The sequence below is a fragment of the Algoriphagus chordae genome (assembly GCF_003254055.1).
Classification (GTDB): domain Bacteria; phylum Bacteroidota; class Bacteroidia; order Cytophagales; family Cyclobacteriaceae; genus Algoriphagus; species Algoriphagus chordae.
Window position 1 is genome coordinate 42,190 of sequence record NZ_QKZT01000008.1, and the last position, 23,260, is coordinate 65,449.

A 23,260-nucleotide genomic window follows, 5' to 3' on the forward strand; every position below is an offset into this window, starting at 1 on the left:
TAATCTTAGTTTAGGCGAAAAGCATCAAGAACTTGAAAAGTTTCTTGATGCTTTTTTCGTTATTTGCAGGCTAAATTCTCATAAAAACGCGGATAAATGAATTGGATACTGATGGAAAGGCGGAGTCCTTGGCATAAATTATTACTCTGTTTAATCTGCACCATGGTAGTCTATTCTACCTCCGCGCAAGAAGTAGACAGCACAAAAACTGACACTAAGAAAAAAGAAACCTTCCTCAATCACACTTCAAATGGCTTTATATTAAAGACCGAAGATGGTAAGTATGAAATGCAAATAGCAGCTCGATTACAATTGAGATTTGCAGTGCCAGATGATCAGGATCCGATTACTTTCGCTGATTTCCTAAACCAAGATCAACGGGTTTTTAAAATCAATAGAGCAAGATTGAAAATAGGTGGACATGCCTACCAACCCTGGCTTAAATATTATTTTGAATACGAACTTTCGAGGAGTATCCTGCTCGACTACAGAGTCATGATCGAAAAGTGGCCATGGATGAAATTCAAAGCTGGTCAATGGAAGATTGAATACACCAGAGAACGATTCATCTCTAGTGGTAATCAGCAAATGGTAGATCGATCAATACTCAACAGGAAGTTCACTGTAGATAGACAGCAGGGAGTGGAAGTTTACGGGAATCTTGATGGTGGAGGAATTGCCAATTTCAACTATTGGGTAGCTATTCTAACCGGGATGGGTCGTGGCACTACACAAAATGATGATTCGAAGATGATGTATTTCGGGAGATTTCAATGGAATTTTCTGGGACGAGAAGTTCCTTTTTCGGGAGGAGATTTAAATATATCTCAAAAGCCAGCGGGGATCATAGCGGTTGCTGCAGTCACCAACACCAGTCCATACACGCGGTTTTCAACTGCCGGAGGAGGGAATTTAATAGGCTTTGAAGGGACTAACGACTCTCAATATACGGTAAATCAATTCCAGATTGAGACAGCATTTATTTATAAAGGCTTCTCTTGGGCAAGTGAATTTCATCGAAAAAATATATATGACAACTTTGATGAAATTGAAACTGATCTTGGAGGTTTTTATGTCTCCGCTGGTTATCTTGCTCATCAGGCATTAGAGTTTTGGCCAGAACCTTTAGAAATAGCTTTGAGATATGCCGTAGTAAACCCTGATCTAAATTTTTCAAGTAATAAACAAAGAGAAGCTGCTGTAGCTTTCAACTGGTTTTTTGCAGGGCATAAAAATAAGCTTACTACGGAATTGACTAGATTTACTTTTCAGGACAAAGAGCTTCCGCAGGACAATGAACTCCGATTTAGGCTTCAACTTGACATTTCATTCTAATGAAAAAACTATGTGTTATTTTTATATTGAACTTAGCATACCTTCAGCTCCTAGCTCAGGAAAAGGATACAACTAGCTACCACCCCAATAAAATAAATAATTTCAGTATACTCCCATTACCAGCTATCGCCTATAACCCAGCCAATGGTTGGATGTTTGGAGTTGCAGCTTCCAACTCTTGGTTTATGGGAGACCCAAGCTCTACTCACCAATCCAATTTAGTTTTCAACTTCCTCTACACCACCAAAAAACAATGGATTATCAGCTCCAAGAGTAATGTCTTCCTAGCGGATGACCAATGGAACCTGATAGGAGACTGGCGGTACTTTATCACTTCACAACCAACCTATGGACTGGGAAGTAACAGTCCAAATGAAACCAGTTACCTCGCCCCTACTCAATCAGACGTATTGGTAGGTGAGCAACAAATGGATTTTACCCTGATAAGATTTTATGAGACTTTGCTTCGTAGAGTTGGCGATAGTGAGTTCTATTTGGGCGTAGGATACCATTTAGATATTCATCAGAAAATTGAAAACTTCCTTGATGAAGATGCTACTATCACAGGAGAATTTAGTCATGACTATTACAACGAATCATTAGGCTTTCCCACTGATTCATATACCCTATCAGGAATTTCCTTGAATGCTGTAATGGAAAATCGAGATGTGCCAGTTTCTCCTTATGAGAAAAATTATGCGATGATTTCTTATAAGATAAACCCTGAGTTTCTAGGTTCAGATAAATCGTCTTCCACCCTACTATTGGACTACAGGCATTATTTCAAGCTTAGTGATACTAGAAACAGGCATATTATCGCTGCATGGGCCTATGGGAATTTCTTGGTTTCAGGAGATTTACCCTATATGAACCTACCCGCAATTGGATGGGATATGTTTGGCCGAACTGGTAGAGGTTATGCTCAGGGTAGATTCCGTGGCGAAAATATGGCTTATACTGAAGTCGAATATCGCTTTCCTCTACAGAGAAACAAGGATCTATTTGGAGGAACAGTATTCGTAAATGCCGCTTCCTTTAGCAGTAAAATGACTGCTGAGAAACTTATGCAAAAGATCAACCCTGGATATGGGCTTGGGTTACGAGTAATGATTAACAAGGAAAAACGAACAACTATAACAGCTGATTATGCATTTGGACAGAAAGGCAACTCTGGCTTTTACCTCAATATAAATGAGTCTTTTTAGATCAAAGCTGATATTAGCACCGAATAACGTATGGTAATTTGTCTAAAAAAAATTACTCAAATCTAAATTAAGCTTAACTTTGCCGCGAAGTAATTTTAAACCTCACAAACATGTTAAAAATGAAAAACGTATTTTTTCTTTCAGCATTCTTACTCATCACCTCTTATCAGCTTTCTTTTGCGCAAAGCTCGGTAGATGAAGAAATCACGCTTATCCAATCAGCCTTTGGTATGGATAAAAAGCAAATCATTGAAGGATATATGGATTTGCCAGATGAGGTTGCACCTGCTTTTTGGACAATTTATCAAGCATACGAAGAGTCACGAAAAGAATTAGGTAGAGAGAGGTTGAATATCATTAATGATTTCCTTTCTGAATATGAGAGCATTGGAGATGATGAAGCGGATGACTTAGCCAACAGAACCTTGAAAAACGATTTAGCGCTTTCCAAGCTTCATTCTAGCTATTACAAAAAGTTTAAAAAAGCTACGTCTGCAGTAGACGCTGCAAAATTCTTGCAAATAGACACCTATATCCACAACACAATCAGGAATGCGATACAGCAAGAATTACCATTTATAGATCAATAAGAAAATTAAACCAAACTAAAGATTATGCTTAAAAAACTTCAATTTCTAGCAATAGGAGTATTAAGTTCCTATCTGCTGGTTTCTTGCACACCAGACGGTGCAGAATACGTGGATGAACTGGATGTTGTCTATACAAACTACGATGTCAATTTTGATTTCGCATCAAAATCGACCTTTGCTGTACCCGATAAAATCGTTAAAATAACGAACAAAAATGTAAACATAGGAGACAATACTGAACCTGATTATGTTTCTCCTGTTTACACTGCAGGGATCTTAGCATCTATTCGTGATAATATGCGGAATGCAGGTTATACTGAAGTGGATAAAAGTGCAAATCCTGATTTAATCATTTTACCTACAGTATTTCAAACTGACGAAATCTTCTTTTACTACGATTGGTGGTACTGGAACTGGTACTATCCAGGATGGGGTCCAGGATGGGGCTGGTATTATCCAGGCTACTACCCACCACAAGTGACCACAGTTCGTACTGGTACGCTATTGATGCAAATGACTGACCCGGGTAGTATTTCTGAATCAGATCTAATCCCTGTTTCATGGACTGCTGTTGTAAATGGCCTTCTTGAAGGAGATGTAAATTCTGTTAATGACCGAATCAATAGCACTATTGATCAAGCTTTCGAACAATCACCTTACCTCGCAAAATAATCATGAAAAAGTCTATCATATTAGTAGCGCTTCTGGTAATGTTTTTTGCCGGAGCTACACAAGCACAAACATCTATCTTCTCAATCAATTACTCTGTTTCTATTCCAACAGGAAACACTGCAGATTACATCGATCAAGTATCGGGGCGAGGTATCAAACTCGAATATCAGAGATTTATCACTCGAAGTTTTGCAGTTGGTGGGGAAATTGGAAATACCACACTTTATAAAAGAGAATTAGATAAAGTATACACGGAAGGATCAGCATCTCTATCTGGAGTTCAATACAGATATCAGAACAGCTACCCTATCCTTGTAACAGGTACTTATTATGCCAATCAAACAGGCGAATTCAAACCATATGCAAGTTTGGGAGTAGGAACAATCGCTCATGACCGAAGAATCGAAATGGGAATATTCTCTTCTGAAGATACGCATTGGCAATTTGCATTGAGACCAGAGCTTGGACTAATGTATCGTCCAGCACTAAACGTCGGATTCAAATTAGGAGCGAAATATTACCAATCCTTTAGTAGCAGTAACCTAGATGGACAATCAACAATTGGACTTGATTTTGGCATCTTGTTTATACGTTAAGTGAAATATGTAACAGCATCAACAGGCATCCGACAAGTCTTACTTGTCGGATGTTTTTTTATCCACTTTGCTTTTTAATCAAAAACTGAGTAGATAGCGATTCTAAGACTACTGAACTCACTAATTCTTCCCCCTTGAAAAGTTGGATTCAAACAATACCTCGACTAACGCGTATTTCTATTGAAAACCAACTCAATTATCACTCAAGCTATCTTATGAGAAAATTAACCTATGTATGGCTATCCCTAGTGATGGGTTTAATATCCTGTAGCACGACAAATGTCACTGTTGAATCAGGATTGTATGACGATTTTGATTTGACAGATTACAACAGTTACGCCTTTTTGGATGTAGAGGTAGAGGAAGCTCATAATGCAAGTTTCGAATTGTCTGTCAATTACCTAAAAGACGAAATCAACAAGCAAATGGAAGCTAGAGGTTTGTCTGAAGATAAGACAAATCCGCAACTTAAAATCAATTTGGGAATTGCTGTAGAAGAAAAGGAGCAAACTCGTGAAACAAACCTTACTACAGATCCATTTATGTACATGGGTCAAAGAAACTACACTTGGCAAAGTCAGGAAATAGTAGTCAACAAATACAGGGAAGGTACCTTGACCGTTCATTTTGTAGATGCACAGAGCAATAAAGCCGCCTGGGTCGGTTTGGTATCAAAAATCATCCCGACCAAACAAGAAAAGAAACAAGCCGCCATAAAAGCTGCAGTCCAGGAAGTATTTGAAGCAATAGATAATAAAAACTAATCAATAAATTAACCGAACAAATGAGAAAATCGAATTCAATCGTAGCACTACTTCTACTTGCGATGGTAGCAGCATGTGCACCGAGCACCAAAATCACAGGATCTTGGAAAGCGCCACAGGCAAAAGCCGGAGGCTACAGCAATTTATTTGTGACTGCACTTACAGAACAACTAGTTGCTAGACAAACTATCGAGAATGATATCGATGCGATTCTTGAAAAAGATGGAATTACTGCAAATAGTAGCTTTGATATAATCCCTCCTGGATTCAAAGCCACCCCAGAGAACAAAGACCAAACTGTCAAGGCCATTCAGGACGCAGGTCACGATGCTATCTTAACCGTAGCACTGCTCGATCAAACTTCTGAAACGAGATATGTACCTGGTACCTCTATGTATTCTCCTATGGGATATGGTGGATTTTATGGTGGGTTTTACGGTTATTATTCTTACTATAACCCTATCATGTATGATCCAGGTTATTATGCCACTGACAAGAATTATTACATCGAAATGAACCTATACGATGCGCAAACTCAAGCTTTGGTATGGTCTGCACAGTCAGAGACTACCAATCCCACGTCAATAGAGACTTTCTCTAAAGCCTTTGCTCAGGCAGTAGAATATCAAATGGTTAAAGATGGTATAATCACCACCAAATAGTTTTCCTCTTAAACCTGAAAAAGCCCTGATAGAATTTCTATCAGGGCTTTTTTGGTAAGCACTAAAATAATTATTTAGCGGAATTCTTGATTGCTGTTACTTCAGCTCTGATTTCCTGTGCAAGATTTTTGATAGCCTGCATGCCCGTTCTTACTCTTGTTCCGGCTGCTTTGTTACCATTTTCATAAAATTTCGCAAAGTCTGCTTCTAAAGAATCGACCAAATCTTTAACTTCTTGGTGTTTGCTCATAATCGTTTTATTGGTTGGTTATAAAATGTAATTGAGTACAATAAACATCATTTATAGTGCCATTAGAAGTCTTTTGGCGTTTATTTTTAATTTTTCGTGAAGAAAAATGATGTTTTCATCAAAACGAACCTTTTATTCAATTTTTAGCAACATTTCATGCCAAAAATTGAGTTTAATAATCTAGCAAAAATGCCTCTGCTCTCCCCAAATTGGTTTGTAGATTGCCCAAAAAGGAATATAGTCTAGCTAGATCAGCACCTTTGTACCCTTTTCTGCAGATTCTAATATTGCCTGAACTATTCGAATATCCCGAAGTCCTTCCTCACCAGGTACAGATTGTGGTTTTCCGTCCATAATTGTTTGTGCGTCATCATCCATCTGCCATACTTGCTCCATTGGTTGTTGAAAAGGAAAATTAATTTCTCCTAAAGGACTTGTCCCTTTGTTACCCGCATAGGCAGAAAAGGGAGCCATCTCTATCATTCCTTTCTCACATTTGATATTAAGGAAGTTCATATTCCCGCCAAAAGAGGTTTTTATAGTACCTATTACTCCACCTGGAAATTCCAATTCAGCTTCTACTATTTCACCTAATCCATCTTTGTAAATCTCAGGACGCTCAGTCCACACCTTTGCAGAGTTTACAGCTATTGGCTCCATGGCAGTGCCAAGCCTAGCTCCTTGAATAGCATAAACTCCCATATCATAGATCACCCCTCCACCCATTTCACGCTTTTGCTTCCAGTGATCAGTTCGATTTTCTCTGTATCCAGCTGCACAATCCAAACCCAACACATTCCCTAAGCTCTTCTCCTGTACAATTTTCTGAAAGGCTTTAGTATTAGGTTCGTGCTGACAACGGTAACCTATAGATAAAGAAACATTCGCTTGCTTGCAGGCATCTATCATAGCCTGACACTCTTCTACTGTCACAGCCATTGGTTTCTCGCACCAAACATGCTTGCCAGCCTTAGCCGCTCGGATTACATATTCCATATGCATAGATGGTGGCAATACGATGTAGATCACGTCAATATCCGGATTCTCAGCAATTGTATCGAAGCTGTCATAATTGTAGATATTCTTCTCCGGAATCTTGTATTTAGCTTTCCATACAGATGCTTTGGTGGGTGTTCCAGTCACTATACCAGCGAGATAGCACTTCTCTGTTTTCTCCAGAGCTGGAGCTAGTAGGTCAGTGCTATAATAGCCCAAGCCTACTAAGGCTACTCCAAGCTTTTCTTTTCGTGCCTTAGTTGAGGAAAAAACATTAAAAGGAGATATCAGGCCAACACCTGCACCTAGTGCTAATGACTTGATTGTGGTACGTCTTGAGATAAAATTCATCGAATGGAGGTTAAAGGGTTGAAAGCAATAATCTCTATCAAGATACTGCTTTCCCAATTCCTTCCCAAAAAACTACTTATTCAAACTCCGCCTACTAGCACTAACTCTTTTATCAACCTAAAAAAATGAATACATTCTTATTGACTCAAATTATTGCTTTCATTCTGAAAAATAGTCTGGCTAGAAGAGTTACAGCAATTCTCGCATAAGCCAACTTTCTCTTTTATTGATAATGCTTTTCGTATAGCTTCATTTCCGTTGTTGAAAGGACCTAGGTAATCTCGATCGTAGGAACCTGGAATATCTTCACATTCACGATCGTGAACTTCGTGTAGGCCATTGGCATTTGGACTTGAAGCAAGGTAGAAGAATTTCATAGATAGGCTGATGACTAATTGCAAAGTCAAAAATACTCAAGAAGCTCAAGTGAAAACATACCCTATACAGGGTATTTTTTAGAAATTAAAGCAAATTTATGAGGAATAATCTAAGAAAAATCAAACTTGATATTGCTTCAACAACATTCCCCACTCCTCTTCTAAGGTCATATCAGGTCTTTCCACTCCTGCTCTTCTATACCAATAATCAGCATTCCATTGATCGCCTTCCTTTCTGTGCAGATAAGCATGAATTCTTGCAGCTGCTTTTCCGTCAAGGCCATCCACTAGATCATGTGCTTTTTCCCAGTCACCATTCCCATCATACCAAAGTGCCTTCAGCATTGGACTGTAATCTTTGATTTTATCTTTAGATTCTAGGAAATCAGCAATTTTATTATCGTCTTCAGCCATAGCTTTTGTGTTGTAATCCCCAAAGAAAACAAGCCTCAGTTTAATTTCTTTATTCTTCCGTGACTTTTTTGTGATACCCTTGCGGCAATTTTGGATAAATCAAAACCACAGTATCATGAAAAAAGCAGTTATTCTATTTTACGTTGCCTTTTTAGGCCTTGTCTCCTGTTCCGATGATAAAGACCCCGTTATTATTGATCCTACACAGCCCACTGGTTCTTTGAATGTAGCTCGTAGTGGAAATTTCGTGGATCAAAATGCCGCTGGATCCATGGGGACCGCGGAGATAGGCACCGACGCGGAAGGCAAAGAATTCTTACAATTCAGCTCAGACTTCAACACGGCACTTGCGACTGGAACGGTAACAGTCTACCTATCCACCTCGGATACATTCATGGCGGATCCTGCAAATGGAAATCCTGATTTATTGGTAATGGGGCCAGTGAGAATGGCTGGTGCAAACAGCTTTGCTGTTCCTACTGGTGTCAGCACAGCAAAATATACCCATGTATTATTATGGTGCGGATCTGTAGGAATTCCTTTTGGAAATGCGCCACTATTATAAAAAGATGCAATTCCACAACATCCAATCACTTATACTCAAAGTCTTCGGCCTTGGGTATATGTGCTTTTTTACTTTTGAGGCAGCTGCGCAATCTGGCTGGACTAAGGAGAAAACTGAAGGTTTTTACCAGCTAAGTTTTCAGTCCATGAAATCTGATGACTATTACTCCCTAACTGGGGACTTATTGGAAACCAATCAATTTTCGCAGCAATCTCTTGTCTTCTATGGGGAATACGGCGTCACAGACAAATTCACCATTATTGCCAACTGGCCACTTCAAATTTGGAATGGTTTCGAAACCACAGAAACTGTAAGCGGTCTTGGAGATCTACGGTTAGAGTTTAAGCATTCATTACTCAAAAAATATTTACCACTCAGCATTTCTATAGCTCCCGAATTCCCAATTGGCCGAGCAAATAACTTTGCTCAGAGCACGGTCAATGATTTCGAGCAAATCAATTTACCTTCAGGAGATGGAGAATTTAATGTTTGGACTACCCTAGCGAGTTCTTTCGCACTCCCTGACATTCCACTGTATGGAAATCTTTTTAGCTCTTACAATTTTAGAACCCAATATGAAGGGATTTCTTTCTCAGACCAATTTGCCATAGGAGCCGAAATAGGGTATCATATAGCTGATTTAGTCTGGGTGAACGCCCGACTCAACGCACTTAATTCGGTCAATGAAGTAGAAGTAGCTACGGACTTTGTACGAGGAGATGGTTCTGAATACACAGCATACAGCTTTGGCGCCTCTGTGCCCGTTTACAAAAACATACATGTGACTGTGAATTATAGGAATTTCAACGACTGGATATTCAAGCGCAAAAACATTTACTCCTCAGGCGTAATTGGCTTTGGAGTCTATTACGAATACAAACCAAAGAAACCATGAATACTAGCCTAATTCAACCTTATCGAGAAACCGTTCAGATAACTTTCCCCTCATTTAAGAGTTACACAAAAGGGCAAGCTATTTATAAGCAAGACCAGATATCTGAAGGATTCTACTTAGTGAAAGCAGGTAGCGTTAAACTACAGAAGATGCTTCCAAACGGTTTTCAGACGATCTTAAAAATCGCTACAGCTGGTGAAATAATAGGTGAAGGAGACTTTAATAATGCTTTGCCAATAAAAAATCTCAGCTATGCTATTGCCTTAGAAAAAGGAACTCTGATCCAAAAAATAGATAGTTTTTGCAATCTTAGCCAAGCAGGTAAAGCAAAACTCACACAGCACTTAGTGGACCGCACAATAGAAGCATCTCATCGACATGAACGATTGATTTCCCTTGATGCAGATCAGCGTATCAAAGCAGTTGTGAAAGAACTTGCCATAAAGATCGGGAAGAAATATGGAGATGAAACTCTACTCAAAATCAACCTCACACATGAGGATTTTGCCTTGCTTTCCGACTCAAGTCGGCAAACAGTTACTAAAACATTCTCTACCTTGAAGAAACAAGGAATTATCAATTACAGTAGAAATAGAATACTCTTTCGTAATCTGGAAAATTTCAAACCCTAGTAACCATGAAACATTCATTCAATTATATACTCCTCATTTTACTAGTCATTTCACTCGGCTCGTGCAGCAGCTCGGACGATCCTCAGCCATCAACTCCCGCTGATGTAGCTGGTGTTCCTGATAAACCAGGCGAAGCGAAAGTCATAGGAAAAGTAGATGTGCTCAAAATGGGAACATTCACATCTCAAAGTGGTTCAAATACCAAGGGAATGATAGACCTCGTTACCGATGAAAGCGGTGACTTTTTTGTTAAACTCAGCGATGATTTCAATTCCAGTTTTCACACCGGAACAGTTACAGTTTATCTTTCCGATTCAAAAAACTTAACACTATCAGAAACGTCCAGTTTTCAGTTAGTTGCTGTAGTGGATGCACCAGGAGAGCATTATTACAAACTGCCCAATTTCCCTAGCGCCAAATTTACACACGGAATCCTCTGGTGCGGTGCCGCCGCTATCCCATTTGGCTATGCTGAGTTTAATTGAAATAAAAACGAAAACACCTGCGTTAATATAACCAAGGAAGGCCAGCAATTAATCGCTGGCCTTCTTTAGTCTAATCTAAAGTGATGATTCATTCTAATATAGGTTAAACAACAATATATTAGCTTTTTATATTCGAATTTACAATTCTCATAGTTCAAATAACACTCTCAATCAACAACTATTATTCATCATAAATATCACTATTTCCTACCTGCTACTTTTCACATATTACCTCTAACAATTCACAACTTTTCACCTTCTACCAAAACTTCAAACAGCAACAGGAAATTAAGCCTGCTCCACAGGCAACTCAAAAATAAACTCCGTAAAGCTATTCGAATCCGACTCAATATGGATTTCAGAACCGTGAACTTCCAAGATTCGCTTCACAATCGCCAAACCAAGTCCAGAGCCTTCTACTCCTTCCCTCTCCCTATCAATCATATAATATCGATCAAAAATAGTTTCCAAATCGGCCTGTGGAATTCCTCCACCTGAATTTCGGATTTTGACCTCCACGGCACCGGCTACAGAAGAGGCTTCAATACTTATTTCACCATCCTGAGGAGTGTATTTCACGGCATTATCCAATAGGTTTTGGATCACTCGGTCTAATAAATATAGATCTGCATTGACCAGTGGAAGTGAAGAAGAAATAGCAGTTTCTATGGCTATATTTTTTGATTTTGCTAGCAATTCATATTTCAAGCTACTGTCATATAGGAGTTCCTGAATATTGAGATTTTCCTTCTTGACCTGCATCTGTCCTGATTCCAATTTGGATAGATCAAATAGATCGGCGACCAGCTTGGTCAGCTTATCAGTACTATTGCCTATGATTTTCAGGTAGCTTTCCTTCTCTTCGGGCGAAATTGATTCCCCTTTCATTTGCAGGGTTTCTATATAGCCGTTGATAATCGCTAGTGGGTTTCGGAGATCATGGGACACATTTGCTATCAATTCTCTACGCAGACTATCCACATTTTTCAGCTCTTCTATATTATTAAGTATCCTATCCGCCATGTGGTTGAATGTTTCTCCCAGCACAGCAAACTCAGAGTTGGTTTTGTAGTGTGGTACTCGTGCATGTAGATCACCATCTTTGAAACGCTCTACTGTCCTGACTATAGTACGCAAATGACGAGTAAGCCATGCGATCAAAACCAAACCAATAAGCAAAGCCACCACGAGAGTGATCAAAATGGAATTGAAGGTTAACTGCATCCAGTAACTCCCAAGTACTCCAGAAGAAATGGTTTCATACTTTTCACTTGCCAAAATGATATAGACGTAGCCAAGTAACTTGTCATCTTCATAAACTGCAGTAGCGGAGAAAACAGACTTTTCGCCAGGATTTCTAGGATCATCCCCCATTACAAAATCATCGCCTTTGGCAGCAATAAATTCTTTAACTGGCGCCAACTCTACACGCTTCAGTTTGACCAGCTGATCCAACACTACAAATGAGAGAATTTCACCAGTAGGATCAAGCAAATAAACCTCTATCCCTGGGTTCACAGCCATCATGGAATGCATAATCGTTCCTAGCGCAGCTTCATTCACTTCGCCATCCACAAAGGGATTGACCTCCTCGATCATATATTCGGCAACGGTAGCATTCAAGCGCTGTGTTGTTTCTTGGAAATAACGCTGAGCTGTGATCGCCGTAATAAAAATATAAGAACAGCCCACTATTAGTAAGACCAAAATAAAGATGAGAGAAATTCTCAGAAATAGACTTTTCATGGCTGCTGCTTAAAATTCATCATTAAATCTATATCCTACTCCCCAAGTGGTAAGGATATAATTTGGGTTATTTGGATCCGCTTCTATCTTGGCACGAAGCCGGTTGATATGTGCATTTACAGTATGCTCGTAGCCTGAGAAATCATATCCCCATATCAATTCAAGGAGTTCTCCTCGGGAATAGCTTCTCCCTGGATTCTTAGCCATGAGTACTAGCAGGTCAAATTCCTTGGGAGTCAAATCCACTCGCTTTTGAAGTAGAATTACTTTCCGCTTTTTCTCATCTATTTCCAGAGACTCAAATTTGATCAACTTCACATCATTTGCGGCAAGCATCGCAAACTGATCTTGACGTCGCATAATAGCCTTCACTCTTGCGATAAACTCTCGGATCTTGAAGGGCTTGGTGATGTAATCATCTGCTCCAGATTCCAAACCGATAACCTTGTCTATTTCCTCAGACTTGGCCGTGATCATAAGAATAGGTGTGAAATTATCCAAGGCACGAAGACGCTGGCAGATAGCAATGCCATCCATTTCGGGCAGCATAATGTCTAGAATAATGAGATCATAAGGATTGGTATTCGCCTCTTCAAATCCTTCTCGACCATTATTCCTTACTTTGATGTCATAGTCCAAATCCTTCAGATGAATCTGTATCAACTGACTAATATTGGGATCGTCTTCTACTATAAGTACTTTTTTCATCTGAAAATAAAGTGAATTGGAAAGTTATAATCTAATCATCACGAAACTATCACGATAGGCTGTTAAGTATTTTTTGCCGATTAAAAAGTACGAAAAATCAAATCCGAAGCCCTCGATCCGAGGTGTTTCTGGTGAATTCTCCACAAGGAGATTACGTCTGTGCTATTTTCACCAATACCAATGTGGATCAAAGCTGGGAATACAACAATGAATCCTGGGTATTGACTAGAAAAATATCCAATCATATTTGAAATTATCACAAGCCTAATCTGCTATACAGTCAACCAAAAGGATATGAGAAATATCTAGAAGGACTACAGTATTAAAGCATTCAAATTTCAGCCTTAGCTAGTTCTTCTATTTTTAACTGGAGAAATTTCAGGTTTTTATCTTTTCCTAGCTGAAAAAACTCGAGGGCATAATCGGTGTGATACTGATGGTTTTTCATAAAATCCTCCGAGTTCCGCAACCAATCCAAAAGTACTACAGACTGATTATTAAGCTGTTCATATTCCTTTTTCAACAATAAGGTTTGAGCATAGCATTGTGTAGAACTCAGATGATAAAGATCAGCATCACAAATTATTGATTCGATGAGATTATGAGGTTGCTGCGGCACTTTAGTCGCTAGGATAGCTCCACGAATTTTGTCAATTCTAGCTTGATCAATTCCAAATTTAGGCAAAAAGTCCTGGGCAAAATCAGCACCTCTTTCCTCATGATCTTGTGCAATCCCTTCCCAATAGCCCACATCATGCAACCAGCCTGCTAGGAATAAATCTTCCAACTGTTCATTTCCCAAATCATTGTATTCCCCTATCTCCTTCGCCTTGTCTACAATAGTGAGCGTATGATCCAAATTGTGGTAACAAAGCTTAGGATTTAGCCGTTCGGCAAACAGTTTCCTTATTGTGCACTCAAAATTTTCAAGAAGTAAATCCACAGGCTTTAGGGTGATTTTTAAAAATATTATGAAACCAATTTACTATATAAATTGACATCAACAGCTTTAATCAATTGAATTTTAGTTATTTAAATTATTCTACCAAGATGTCTAAAATTACGCATAAGCCTTTCTAGAACAGAACAACATTTTTTGAATAGGATGATAAAGCTGCAAAACTTTTATGATTTGGATAGACTAACTAGATTATCATATTTCAATGAAAGCTAGATAATTTATCAATTATTGGAAATTAAATAGTAATTCTATTACTGTATTACTAAAATATCACTAATTACTTGAGAATTAAACTATAGCGAGCTGAGATTGGTCGGTAAATGAGAAGTTCTATATTTGCTCAATTAACAATTTCAAAATAACAGTCGACATACTCTATGGAACAAGCTTTGATTTATGTAGTCCCCGCGTTGGGACTGGTGGGCCTGATCGTGATGGCCATAAAATCTGCCTGGGTAACCAAGCAGGAAACAGGAGACAAAACCATGATGGAACTCGCCGGCTATATAGCTGACGGAGCCATGGCATTCTTAAAAGCCGAATGGAAGGTACTCTCCTATTTTGCGGTCATTGCAGTCATACTTTTGGCATGGTCGGGAATGTCCGTCGAGACATCTAGTCCAGTTATCGCCATTTCCTTCCTTATCGGAGCTGTATTTTCAGCCTTTGCAGGGTACATAGGAATGAATATCGCTACCAAAGCGAACGTAAGGACCACCCAAGCAGCTAGAACTAGTTTGAAACATGCCCTTAAAGTGTCTTTCACTGGCGGTTCTGTAATGGGACTTGGAGTTGCCGGTTTGGCAGTTCTTGGCCTAGGCTCTTTATTCATCCTGTTTTATAATATGTATGTACAAAGTGTAGGTGCTGGAGTGAATGGGGTGGAAATGGAAAAAGCACTGGAAGTACTTGCTGGTTTCTCACTTGGTGCTGAATCTATAGCACTTTTTGCTCGTGTAGGTGGTGGTATTTATACCAAAGCTGCCGATGTAGGAGCTGATTTGGTAGGAAAAGTAGAAGCTGGAATACCTGAAGATGACGTAAGAAACCCTGCAACTATTGCTGATAACGTAGGTGACAACGTAGGTGATGTAGCTGGTATGGGTGCGGATTTGTTTGGTTCTTATGTAGCCACCATCCTTGCTACCATGGTTCTAGGACGTGAGATTGTTTCTATAGATAATTTCGGAGGAATCGCTCCTATCCTACTACCAATGGTATTGGCTGGTTTGGGAATCGTATTCTCTATTTTGGGAATGTTCTTCGTCACGATTAAGGACGATAAAGGTGATGTACAGCATGCCTTGAACATGGGCAACTGGTCTTCGATTGTATTCACAGGTATCGCATCATTCTTTGTAGTGAAATACATGCTGCCAGAGACCTTGTCTATTCGTGGATATGACTTTACCAATATGGATGTATTCTATGCGATCATCCTTGGTCTGGTAGTAGGTACTCTGATGAGTATTATCACTGAATATTATACGGCTATGGGCAAGCGTCCAGTGCAATCCATCATTAAGCAATCAGCAACTGGTCATGCGACCAACATCATTGCGGGACTTGCAGTTGGAATGGAATCCACAGTTCTTCCTATACTAGTCTTGGCAGGTGGTATCATGGGTTCATATGCTTTTGCTGGTCTTTATGGAGTAGCAATTGCCGCCGCTGGTATGATGGCTACTACTGCCATGCAACTTGCCATCGATGCTTTCGGGCCAATCGCAGATAATGCAGGTGGTATTGCTGAGATGAGTCAGCTCCCTGAAGAAGTAAGAAACCGTACTGATATCTTGGATGCTGTAGGTAATACTACAGCAGCATCTGGTAAAGGTTTCGCGATCGCTTCAGCAGCTTTGACTTCTCTCGCATTGTTTGCAGCTTTTGTGGGTGTAGCTGGAATTGATGCGATTGACATCTTCAAAGCACCAGTATTGGCCGCCCTATTTGTCGGCGGTATGATTCCATATATATTCTCCTCCCTAGCTATAGCGGCTGTGGGTAGAGCTGCGATGGACATGGTGAATGAAGTAAGACGCCAATTCAGAGAAATTCCAGGTATCATGGAATACAAAGCAAAGCCTGAGTACGATAAGTGCGTAGAGATCTCTACTAAAGCATCTCTTCGAGAAATGCTGCTACCAGGAGCCATTGCATTGATCACTCCTATTTTGGTTGGTTTTGGCTTTCAGGGTGTATTCGAGCAAGTTTCTTCTGCCGAAATGCTAGGTGGTTTACTCGCTGGTGTGACTGTATCAGGCGTATTGATGGGAATGTTTCAGTCAAATGCAGGTGGCGCTTGGGATAATGCCAAGAAGTCTTTTGAAAAAGGTGTGGAGATCGATGGTGAGATGTATTACAAAAAGTCTGAGCCACACAAAGCTTCCGTAACTGGTGATACAGTTGGTGATCCCTTCAAGGATACTTCTGGACCTTCCATGAACATTCTGATTAAATTGATGTCTATCGTAGCTTTGATAATCGCGCCTCATATCAGTCAACGTCCTCATACTGCTGGCATGTCTGAGAAAATGGAAATCAAAAAAGAAATCAAATATGAAGACGGTAAAAAAGTGGTAACTGAAACAATCACTGAAATAAAGAAAGTGAATTAATCGACTATCTTTTTCTCTTCTTGAAAGACTGCCTATACCAAGGCAGTCTTTTTTTATGTCCTCTATTCTAGCCGTTTAGCTAATTATTGCCAGTATTCAAAATATAATACGGCAGAAACAGGCAAGGGCAAATTATATTTGAAAAAGAATAAATTATTGTCAATACCATAAAAATCAAGTCCAAAAAATTGAAATAAATGATCCTTTATCCTTAATTTATGAATTGATGACAATAACAAATAGTGAACTCTTGTTGATAACGGCATATTTTGGGGAGAATGGTCAAATTCAGGACCGTAGAACCAAACCATCATCAATAGACTAACCATCAATCAGATAAGAACACTTACTTGTATTATCATCTATTTTCTTGCTGTTTAAATCATGCAAGGAATTGCAAGAATAAAAGTTAAACCAATTAATAATCCATAAACAAAAAAGCACATGAAGAAAAGCTACGCAATGACATTGCTTTTTCTTTTGGGGTTTCTGGCTAGTATACCACTCTATGCCCAGCAAACTGTCAAAGGAAGAGTAACAGCACAGGAAGACGGGGAACCACTTCCTGGAGTGAGTATAGTTATTCAAGATTCCTCCACGGGAACCGTGACTGACTTAGATGGAAATTATTCCATTACTGTACCAGGCGCAGAATCAGTTCTGGTTTATTCCTTTATCGGGTACACCTCCCAACGGAAAATTGTAGGTAATTCTACTAATATCAATATCAGTTTAGCCGAAGATATTTCTCAACTAGGTGAAGTCGTGGTGACAGCACTAGGTATTACCAGAGATGAGCGATCGATCGGTTATTCCACTCAAGAAGTTAAGGGAGAAAATATCACCTACACTAAAGAACAAAACGTATTAGGTTCATTATCAGGAAAAATAGCTGGTGTGCAAGTTACAGGCTCATCTGGAGCAAGTATGGGAGGCACCCAAAAAATAAAAATCAGAGGCGTGAACTCCATTTCAGGAGGAGGAGAGCCATTGATGGTAGTGGATGGAACTCCTATTTCAAACTCAAATTTCTCAGGTTCTTCAGGTCAAGATTACGGTAACCTTGGTCAGGACATTAACCCTGAAGATATCGAGACGATCAACGTTTTGAAAGGCCCAGCAGCATCTGCTCTTTATGGAATCAGAGGTCAATACGGTGTCGTGATGATTACTACCAAAAAAGGCAAAAAAGGCTCCGATGTAAAGGTGGAATTGAGCTCATCTGTGTTAGTGGATAAAGTTTCCAATTTAATGCCATATCAGGACATATATGGAGGTGGCTCTAGTCAAAGCTGGCGTACATTACCAAATGGCGACAAATATGTAGATATAGCTGTCGATGAAAGCTGGGGACCTAAAATGGACGGAACGCTGGTTCGAGATGTTATGAGCTTTTACCCGCAAGATCCCACATATGGTCAGCTTAGTCCTTTTGTCCCTCAACCTGACAACATTAAAGACTACTATGAAACTGGCACAAACATAAACAATGGGGTAACCATTACAGGTGGTGGTGCAAACTCCAATTTTAGAGTGAGTTTAAATGACACACGTATTCAAGGGGTCGAGCCTAACACCTCATTAAAGAGAAACAACGTGGGACTAGGTCTAGGTGTTGATCTTACCAAAAAAATAAGAATAACTACCAACATTAACTATGCGGCCAATAAGGGTCGTCGTCCAGGGCAGGGATCCGAAGATGGCTCAAGATATATGGGCCAATGGTTCCAAAGATCTTTGGATATGAACAGGCTTAAGGACTACCAATATGATGATGGAACGTTTCTTCATTGGAATCTAAGACGGCCTAGTAGTTCTACAGGGGAGATCACGAATTTCAATCCGCTATATTGGGCAAATCCATACTTCCTAGCAAACGAAAATTACAGCGATGATAACAGAGATAGATTTTTTGGTGATGTAGGGATTTCATATCAGCTTTTACCAGAATTGAAAATAAGTGCTTTTGTCCGATCTGACATGTACACACAAAACATCAATTCTAGAGCATCATTTGGTGGTACAGGGAACCCAGGGTATTCTATCGGTAAATATCAAAACACTGAAATGAACTATGAGTTTCTAGCCCAATACAATAAAGTATGGAATAAGTTCTCTCTGGACGCAAATGTTGGTGGAAATTTATATGACCGAAACTATTCTTATTTATCCATGGCTACAGTGGGAGGACTTTCATCTCCAGGTTTTTACAATATTAATGCTTCTATTGACAGACCTTCTACAACCTCCTATCTTCAAAGAAAGCAAATCAAGAGTGCTTATGCCATGGTTTCTTTGGGATATAATAACATCTATTTCTTAGATGCATCCATCAGAAATGACAATTCAAGTACATTACCAGTAGATAATAACTCCTACTGGTACCCATCACTTTCTGCATCAATAGTATTCAGTGAATGGATTAAATCTGAAGCAATGACTCTGGGTAAACTTAGACTAAGTTATGCACAAGCAGGCTCCGATTTGAGTCCTTATAGTACTACTTCATTTTATAATGTCGGAACTGTCTATTCAGGCGATCAGACGGTCAACACGCTTTCTGTCCCAGACAATTTGAATAACCCAAACATCAAACCTTCATTTGCTCATTCATATGAAGCTGGTGTGGATTTCAAATTTTATGAAGGCAGAGTAGGATTATCTTTTACTTACTATAACCAAAGAAATGTCAACCAAATTTTAAATCTGGATATTTCCGGGGCAAGTGGATATGGTTCAGCAACGATAAACGCTGGTGAAATTGTAAATAAAGGTCTTGAATTAGCAATAACTGCCACACCTTTCCGCTCAGAGCATTTCAATTGGGATATGTCTTTGAATTTCAGTAGAAATAGAAATGAAGTGGTTGAGCTCTATCCTGGAATTGATGTATATCAATATGGAAGCACTACTTATTCTTCAACTACGAGTTATTTGAATTCCTACGTAGGAAAACCATTCGGTAGCCTTGTAGGTCAAGCTTATCAAAGAGATGAAGCAACTGGTAAAATCCTATTAGGAAGCAATAATTTACCACTGTACACAGATGCCACTCATGATTTTGGAACAGTTCTTCCTGAATTTAATGGTGGCTTTCAAAATGTCTTGAACTACAAAAATTTCCAATTAGCGGCTATGATTGACTTCCAAGCCGGTGGCCAATTTTTCTCAAGATCTAAAATGTTAGCAGTAAGAACCGGTTTAGATCCCCTTTCCGCTGCCACCAACGAAAACGGCATGAATGTAAGGGATCCTCTTGAAGATGGTGGTGGAGTGAAAGTAGAAGGTATATCTGCCGAAACTGGAGAAGATGTCACTGCTTTTGTAGACGCAAAAGCCTATTATGGAGTAGTGGCAAGAAGAATTTACGAAGATTGGTTATATGATGCCTCCTTCATCAGACTGAGAGAAGTAAGTTTAAGCTACAACTTCAATAAGGCACAACATGCTAAACTTCCTGTTGAAAATGTAAGAGTCGCTTTAGTAGGTAGAAATTTAGCTATGCTTTTCCAAAATGCTCCTAAGGGTATAAATCCTGCAGAGCTTTCTACTGGATCTCAAGCTATAGGATGGTACGAATCTGGACAATTACCAAGTGTACGTTCCTTTGGTTTCAATCTTAACGTTACATTCTAATTACAGAAATCATGAAAAAGCTTAATATAATAATCGTTACAGCGCTTCTATTGGTAGGCTGTAACAATTTCGATGAAGATATAAACATCAATCCAAACGTCCCAAGTCAGGCTTCTGGAACACAATTGATTGCAAATGCTATGCTTTCCCTATCAGGACTTAGCTCCTCTCCTCAGGGTGAGTTTATGTCTCAATACCTATCGGAAACACAATATGTAAATGCGTCTTTGTATCCGCAATCAAGCACAAGCTTCTACTGGTTATATCAAGGCCCGTTGATCAATTTACAGACAGTTTTGAATTCTGCAGATGACTTAAGTGGAACCGAAGGTCCAGTGGAAAATCAGCTAGCTGTTGCTAAAATCCTAAAGGCTTATTATATCTGGCATGCTACTGACAGATGGGGAGATGTACCAATGACCGATGCCTTACAGGGAGCGGATAATTTCACTCCTAAATATGATACACAGGAATCAATCTATACAAGCCTTTTTGGCTTATTAGATGAAGCAAATGCAGCAATTGTACCAGGTAGCATCACAAATGACATCATGTATAATGGTGATATGACCAAATGGTCCAAACTTGCAGGCACGCTGAAAATGCTAATGGCGCTTCGCCTTTCGGAAGTTAACCCTACTCTAGGAAAAGAAAAATTTACTGAAGCTTTACAAGAAGGAGTTTTGGATTCCAATAGCGGAAATTTAGTGTTTAAACATTTAGCCGACGCTAACAATCAGAATTATTGGTTTGGACAAATCGATCTTCAGGGAAGAGAATGGTGGGCAATCAGTGCAACATTGATGGACAAAATGAAACCGGTAGGAGACCCACGACTGATGGTTTACGCAAATCCAAACCGTACGGATGGAGATTATACTGGCCTTGTATTTGGTGAAACTATTGATATTGATACAGAAAAATACGCCCTTCTTGGTGATGCTATCCATGCCCAAGATGCTCCTGTTTATTTAGTAACTTATGCCCAAGCACTTTTTGCTCAGGCAGAAGCTGCCAAACTCGGCTGGATCGCTGGCGGTGACAATGCGGCTGAAGAAAACTACAATATGGCTATAGAAGCATCTATGGAACAATGGGGTGCAGATACAAGCTCCCTACCAGACTTCATGGCTCAACCAGAGATAGCCTATTCTTCGGATAACGCCATTGAACAGATTGCAACTCAACGATGGGTGCATTTATTTATGCATGGCTATGAAGGATGGGCAGAGTACCGTAGAACAGGCTACCCTAATAATATGGTTGCACCTGATGGAGCCGATGTTCCTAATAGACAGATCTACATAGAAACTGAACAATTCAATAATACTGATAACTACAATGAAGCTGTACAGAGACAATTTGGAGGATCAGAAAGTCTCTATGGTAACATTTGGTGGGATGTCAATTGATTAGAATTTTATCACACAAAATCTCCTGAGAATCTCAGGAGATTTTTTTTCTTAAAATGAATCCTATGAGAAACCACTTACTCTTGATCATCCTGATATGCTCTTCCTGTACAGTTCAGAAAATCAACAAATCCCTCACCAAATCAGATGTTTTTAATCAAGGACATTTGGGCTTTATGCTAGTCGATCCTGTTGCAGATAAGGTATTGGTAGATATCAATTCAGACAAATATTTTATCCCAGCTTCTAACACCAAACTCTTCACCTTCTACACTTCCTATACTCTTCTAGGAGACAGTTTGGTAAATGGCTTAAACTACATAGAAAAGGGCGATTCGCTTATCTTTTGGGGCACTGGTGATCCAAGTTTATTACACCCAGACCTAAAAAACACCAAGGCAATTGATTTCCTGAAAAGTCAGGATAAAAAGCTGTACCTACTCGACAACTTTGATCAGGTAAATGCATTTGGACCAGGTTGGGGTTGGGATTGGTATAATGCCTATTACGCAGCAGAACGTTCTTCCTTGCCTATCTATGGTGATATAGTACGTTTTGCCAAAGAGGAAGGAGATTCAACCTTCACGATCTATCCCCCACGCTTTGAAGCGAACATGGTGCTCTCTGAGCCTAGAGGTACTGCTAGCTCAAGTTTCAAAAGAGATCACTTAGCAAACAACTTCAAGTACTTTGTGACATCTGAGGCTACTGACAAACGATTCGAGACAGATATACCCTTTATTACATCATCAGACTTTGCTGCCAAGCTGCTTTCTGAAGAACTGGAGAAAAGTGTAACTGTAATCAAAAACCCAAGTTACTTCTCAGAAGAACCGAAGAAATTACTCACTGCTGCTGCTGACAGTATCTATTCCCAGATGATGAAAATCTCAGACAACTTCCTTGCCGAGCAGTTATTGCTATTAGTTTCTGATCAGCTGGACAACAAACTCAGCACATCTGACGCCATTGCTTATGCCAAAGAAAACCTGTTAGCAGACTTGCCCGACGAACCTATTTGGGTAGATGGATCAGGACTTTCTTCCAAAAACATGTTCACGCCTAGATCTATCATAGCATTACTGGCTAAGATCCGGACAGAAGTGCCCATTGAAAAAATCAAAGCCTATTTCCCGGCAGGTGGTGAATCAGGTACGATTCGAAACTGGTACCCTTCTGACCCAGGCGAGCCACCTTACATCTATGCCAAAACAGGAACACTATCGATGAGCAATGCGCTCAGCGGCTATTTAATAACAAAAAGCGGCAAAATCCTTCACTTTTCCTGTCTGATGAATAACTATCCTATTTCTGGAAGTGAATTGAAAACTGAGTTAACTAAAGTGCTTTATATCATACATGATAAGTATTAAGGGTATAAAGCAACTCA

22 protein-coding genes are annotated in these 23,260 nt (G+C 39.5%); 15 read left to right on the top strand and 7 right to left on the bottom strand.

The features are described 5' to 3' along the window. Nucleotides 1-96: 96 nt before the first annotated feature. The 7 genes from LV85_RS10275 (at nucleotide 97) to LV85_RS10305 (ending at nucleotide 5,824) form a co-directional block, all read left to right on the top strand. A complete protein-coding gene (locus LV85_RS10275) occupies nucleotides 97-1,335 on the top strand; it encodes a porin (RefSeq protein ID WP_211318399.1) in 1,239 nt (412 codons plus the stop codon). After that, nucleotides 1,335-2,540, top strand: a complete 1,206-nt coding sequence (locus LV85_RS10280; protein WP_111319033.1) for a BamA/TamA family outer membrane protein — start codon at nucleotides 1,335-1,337, stop codon at nucleotides 2,538-2,540. The genes LV85_RS10275 and LV85_RS10280 overlap by 1 nt, the downstream gene beginning before the upstream one ends. A 119-nt stretch (nucleotides 2,541-2,659) precedes the next feature. After that, nucleotides 2,660-3,130: a hypothetical protein gene (locus LV85_RS10285; RefSeq protein WP_111319344.1), complete on the top strand. Its 471-nt coding sequence runs from the start codon at nucleotides 2,660-2,662 to the stop codon at nucleotides 3,128-3,130. A gap of 24 nt (nucleotides 3,131-3,154) precedes the next feature. Further along, the gene (locus LV85_RS10290) at nucleotides 3,155-3,802 is read left to right on the top strand and encodes a DUF4136 domain-containing protein (protein WP_111319035.1); all 648 of its coding nucleotides are present in this window, start codon (nucleotides 3,155-3,157) and stop codon (nucleotides 3,800-3,802) included. A gap of 2 nt (nucleotides 3,803-3,804) precedes the next feature. Next, nucleotides 3,805-4,398, top strand: a complete 594-nt coding sequence (locus tag LV85_RS10295) for an outer membrane beta-barrel protein (protein ID WP_111319037.1) — start codon at nucleotides 3,805-3,807, stop codon at nucleotides 4,396-4,398. Nucleotides 4,399-4,613: 215 nt separating this feature from the next. Next, nucleotides 4,614-5,162, top strand: a complete 549-nt coding sequence (locus LV85_RS10300; RefSeq protein WP_111319039.1) for a DUF4136 domain-containing protein — start codon at nucleotides 4,614-4,616, stop codon at nucleotides 5,160-5,162. A gap of 20 nt (nucleotides 5,163-5,182) precedes the next feature. Continuing rightward, nucleotides 5,183-5,824: a hypothetical protein gene (locus tag LV85_RS10305; protein ID WP_111319041.1), complete on the top strand. Its 642-nt coding sequence runs from the start codon at nucleotides 5,183-5,185 to the stop codon at nucleotides 5,822-5,824. Between the two features lie 70 nt (nucleotides 5,825-5,894). Here LV85_RS10305 and LV85_RS10310 read toward each other — a convergent pair whose 3' ends face one another. The 4 genes from LV85_RS10310 to LV85_RS10325 all read right to left on the bottom strand — a co-directional run bounded on the left by LV85_RS10310 (nucleotide 5,895) and on the right by LV85_RS10325 (nucleotide 8,212). Then, a complete protein-coding gene (locus LV85_RS10310; protein ID WP_111319043.1) occupies nucleotides 5,895-6,074 on the bottom strand; it encodes a histone H1 in 180 nt (59 codons plus the stop codon). 246 nt (nucleotides 6,075-6,320) lie between these two features. Further along, nucleotides 6,321-7,421 (bottom strand): Gfo/Idh/MocA family protein, encoded by a 1,101-nt coding sequence (locus LV85_RS10315; RefSeq protein WP_111319045.1) that lies wholly within the window; start codon nucleotides 7,419-7,421, stop codon nucleotides 6,321-6,323. Nucleotides 7,422-7,558: 137 nt separating this feature from the next. Continuing rightward, nucleotides 7,559-7,798, bottom strand: coding sequence for a hypothetical protein (locus LV85_RS10320; RefSeq protein ID WP_111319047.1), 240 nt, complete (start codon nucleotides 7,796-7,798; stop codon nucleotides 7,559-7,561). A gap of 120 nt (nucleotides 7,799-7,918) precedes the next feature. Beyond that, nucleotides 7,919-8,212 (bottom strand): hypothetical protein, encoded by a 294-nt coding sequence (locus tag LV85_RS10325; protein ID WP_111319049.1) that lies wholly within the window; start codon nucleotides 8,210-8,212, stop codon nucleotides 7,919-7,921. 115 nt (nucleotides 8,213-8,327) lie between these two features. Here LV85_RS10325 and LV85_RS10330 point away from each other — a divergent pair, with 115 nt between their 5' ends. Genes LV85_RS10330 through LV85_RS10345 form a run of 4 tightly spaced genes read left to right on the top strand, consistent with a single transcriptional unit; the run spans nucleotide 8,328 to nucleotide 10,789 of the window. Further along, complete coding sequence (locus tag LV85_RS10330) at nucleotides 8,328-8,777, top strand: DM13 domain-containing protein (protein WP_111319051.1); 450 nt, start codon at nucleotides 8,328-8,330, stop codon at nucleotides 8,775-8,777. A 4-nt stretch (nucleotides 8,778-8,781) separates the two neighbouring features. Further along, nucleotides 8,782-9,672: a hypothetical protein gene (locus tag LV85_RS10335; protein ID WP_111319053.1), complete on the top strand. Its 891-nt coding sequence runs from the start codon at nucleotides 8,782-8,784 to the stop codon at nucleotides 9,670-9,672. After that, complete coding sequence (locus LV85_RS10340) at nucleotides 9,669-10,304, top strand: Crp/Fnr family transcriptional regulator (protein WP_111319055.1); 636 nt, start codon at nucleotides 9,669-9,671, stop codon at nucleotides 10,302-10,304. The genes LV85_RS10335 and LV85_RS10340 overlap by 4 nt, the downstream gene beginning before the upstream one ends. A 5-nt stretch (nucleotides 10,305-10,309) precedes the next feature. Next, a complete protein-coding gene (locus tag LV85_RS10345) occupies nucleotides 10,310-10,789 on the top strand; it encodes a hypothetical protein (protein ID WP_111319057.1) in 480 nt (159 codons plus the stop codon). A 288-nt stretch (nucleotides 10,790-11,077) separates the two neighbouring features. Here LV85_RS10345 and LV85_RS10350 read toward each other — a convergent pair whose 3' ends face one another. From LV85_RS10350 to LV85_RS10360, 3 genes are all read right to left on the bottom strand, one after another. Further along, complete coding sequence (locus tag LV85_RS10350) at nucleotides 11,078-12,535, bottom strand: sensor histidine kinase (protein ID WP_111319059.1); 1,458 nt, start codon at nucleotides 12,533-12,535, stop codon at nucleotides 11,078-11,080. Nucleotides 12,536-12,544: 9 nt separating this feature from the next. Continuing rightward, nucleotides 12,545-13,243, bottom strand: a complete 699-nt coding sequence (locus LV85_RS10355; protein ID WP_111319061.1) for a response regulator transcription factor — start codon at nucleotides 13,241-13,243, stop codon at nucleotides 12,545-12,547. Between the two features lie 331 nt (nucleotides 13,244-13,574). After that, nucleotides 13,575-14,102, bottom strand: a complete 528-nt coding sequence (locus tag LV85_RS10360) for an HD domain-containing protein (protein WP_146260464.1) — start codon at nucleotides 14,100-14,102, stop codon at nucleotides 13,575-13,577. 479 nt (nucleotides 14,103-14,581) lie between these two features. Here LV85_RS10360 and LV85_RS10365 point away from each other — a divergent pair, with 479 nt between their 5' ends. The 4 genes from LV85_RS10365 (at nucleotide 14,582) to LV85_RS10380 (ending at nucleotide 23,243) form a co-directional block, all read left to right on the top strand. Next, complete coding sequence (locus tag LV85_RS10365) at nucleotides 14,582-16,822, top strand: sodium-translocating pyrophosphatase (protein WP_111319065.1); 2,241 nt, start codon at nucleotides 14,582-14,584, stop codon at nucleotides 16,820-16,822. Between the two features lie 444 nt (nucleotides 16,823-17,266). Next, the gene (locus LV85_RS10370) at nucleotides 17,267-20,458 is read left to right on the top strand and encodes a SusC/RagA family TonB-linked outer membrane protein (protein ID WP_111319067.1); all 3,192 of its coding nucleotides are present in this window, start codon (nucleotides 17,267-17,269) and stop codon (nucleotides 20,456-20,458) included. 11 nt (nucleotides 20,459-20,469) lie between these two features. Continuing rightward, nucleotides 20,470-21,870: a SusD/RagB family nutrient-binding outer membrane lipoprotein gene (locus tag LV85_RS10375; RefSeq protein WP_111319069.1), complete on the top strand. Its 1,401-nt coding sequence runs from the start codon at nucleotides 20,470-20,472 to the stop codon at nucleotides 21,868-21,870. A gap of 65 nt (nucleotides 21,871-21,935) precedes the next feature. Then, nucleotides 21,936-23,243, top strand: coding sequence for a D-alanyl-D-alanine carboxypeptidase (locus LV85_RS10380; RefSeq protein ID WP_111319346.1), 1,308 nt, complete (start codon nucleotides 21,936-21,938; stop codon nucleotides 23,241-23,243). Nucleotides 23,244-23,260: the final 17 nt, after the last annotated feature.